Below are 2,228 nucleotides of genomic sequence, written 5' to 3'. Positions count from 1 at the left end.
CGAGCACCAGTTCTTTCTCACCGGGTGGGCTCCGCCTGCATGCGCTCTACGAACTGGGGGCCTACCAGCAGGCCCTGAAAGACCTGCGCGATGCCATCGAGATCTGGCACCAGGCACTGACCCGCCAAAGCCGCAGCGAGCCGGCCTGCTTCGATGCGTTCGAGCGCCTGGCCTGGCGCACCCTGGGCGAGGCAATGCTGGTCATCGACATGTACGAGCAGGGCGGGGCGATGCTCAGCGAGCCTGCGCCGGAGCCCGCCGCGGCCCGGCGGCGCCCGATGCTGGCGCGCCTGCGCCGCTGGTGGGCTGGGCGCGGGCGATGAAAGCACGGCACCCCGCTTGTGGCAGCGCTGCAACGCGCCGGGGATGTTGCGGCGCAAAAATCGGTGTTACATTGCCACCGATGCAAGTGCGTAGCGCGTTTTATTTTTGGTTTTACTTCTCTGTCCCAGGCGGATGAGAGGTCAGCGCGCAACCACCCGAGCCCCCCTCCTCTAGAAACCGCCGAAGCTGAAAAGCCCGGCGGTTTTTTGTTTTTCCGCTCCCCCTTTTTTTCCGATCCAACCCACGAGGACGCAACCATGACGGCCACTGCCAACCCCACCAGCGATGCCTGGTACCGCGACGTCGAGAAGACCAGCCAGACCGACGACGAACGTATCAAGGACATCACCGTGTTGCCCCCTCCAGAACATCTGATCCGCTTCTTCCCCATCCGGGGAACGGCGGTGGAATCCCTGATCACGCGCACGCGGCGCGGCATCCAGGACATCATGGCGGGCCGGGACGACCGGCTGCTGGTGGTGATCGGCCCCTGCTCCATCCACGACCCGGCCGCCGCGCTGGACTACGCGCGGCGCCTGAAGGCGGTGCGCGAGCAGTACGCCGACACGCTGGAGATCGTGATGCGTGTGTACTTCGAGAAGCCCCGCACCACGGTGGGCTGGAAGGGGCTGATCAACGATCCGTACCTGGACGAGAGCTACCGCATCGACGAAGGCCTGCGCATCGCGCGCCAGCTGCTCATCGACATCAACCGCATGGGCGTGCCGGCCGGCAGCGAGTTCCTGGACGTGATCTCGCCCCAGTACATCGGCGACCTCATCAGCTGGGGCGCCATCGGCGCGCGCACCACCGAAAGCCAGGTGCACCGCGAACTGGCCTCGGGCCTGTCGGCGCCCATCGGCTTCAAGAACGGCACGGACGGCAACATCCGCATCGCCACCGACGCGATCCAGTCCGCCAGCCGCGGCCACCACTTCCTGTCGGTGCACAAGAACGGGCAGGTGGCCATCGTCAACACGCAGGGCAATCCCGACTGCCACGTGATCCTGCGCGGCGGCAAAGCGCCCAACTACGACGCGGCCAGCGTCGCCGCGGCCTGCCAGGACCTGGAGGCCGCCAAGCTGCCCGCCACGCTGATGGTGGATTGCAGCCATGCCAACAGCAGCAAGCAGCACGAAAAGCAGCGCGACGTGGCGCGCGAGATCGGCGCGCAGATCGCGGGCGGCTCGCGCTGCGTGTTCGGCGTGATGATCGAGAGCCACCTGACCGCCGGTGCCCAGAAATTCACGCCGGGCAAGGACCAGCCGGGCGCCCTGGAGTACGGCAAGAGCATCACCGACGCCTGCCTGGGCTGGGACGATTCGCTGTCGGCGCTGGCCGACCTGTCGGCAGCCGTGGCCGCCCGCCGCGCCCGCTGAAAAACCAGGGGCCGGGGCAGCGGCGTGCGATGTAAGCTCGATGGCCCCGCCGCGGGCATCGGCTTGCGTGGCCGCCCTTGGCCCCACCTCAACCAGGAAAACAATCCATGCGCAGAGAAGTCTCGATCACCCTGGCGCCGGGCCAGGAATTCCGTTTCGACCTGGAAGGCTCGCAGCCTTTGAGCAATGAAGACGCCCGCCGCTGGCTGGACGAGGCGTTCATCAGCCTGGAGTGCGAGCCCCTGCGGGCCAGCGGCAAGGTGCTGCTGGCCGACAAGGTGCTCACGGTGGCACAGGCTGCCGGGGCCCGCTGCTGGCCGACGCGCAATGGGGCCGGCAGTTCGCCGAAGCCGCCAGCGCCGCACTGGCCCGACCGATCGTGCGGGTGGATGTCCCGGCCATGGCCGTGACGTATTGAACGAGGGGCGGAGGGTCGCCTTCTGGCGCCCATCGGTCGAATCGGCCTCCAGCGCATATTCTTCTAGGGCATATCGCTATTATTTCGATAGCGAATCGATGAGCTTG

The 2,228-nt window shown here is 67.0% G+C and carries 1 protein-coding gene and 2 pseudogenes; all 3 read left to right on the top strand.

Going from position 1 to position 2,228, the window contains the following annotated elements; translation table 11 throughout:
• Positions 1–323: pseudogene (locus AC27KI_RS23105) on the top strand (hypothetical protein); the annotation flags it as partial.
• A 258-nt stretch (positions 324–581) separates the two neighbouring features.
• Positions 582–1,703, top strand: coding sequence for a 3-deoxy-7-phosphoheptulonate synthase (locus AC27KI_RS23100; RefSeq protein ID WP_284425835.1), 1,122 nt, complete (start codon positions 582–584; stop codon positions 1,701–1,703).
• A gap of 107 nt (positions 1,704–1,810) precedes the next feature.
• Positions 1,811–2,121 (top strand): annotated as a pseudogene (locus AC27KI_RS23095) (hypothetical protein).
• The last annotated feature ends 107 nt before the right edge of the window (positions 2,122–2,228 follow it).

It is taken from the genome of Acidovorax sp. KPB24-03 (assembly GCF_057546605.1).
This window is presented reverse-complemented; position numbering and strand designations above follow the sequence as displayed.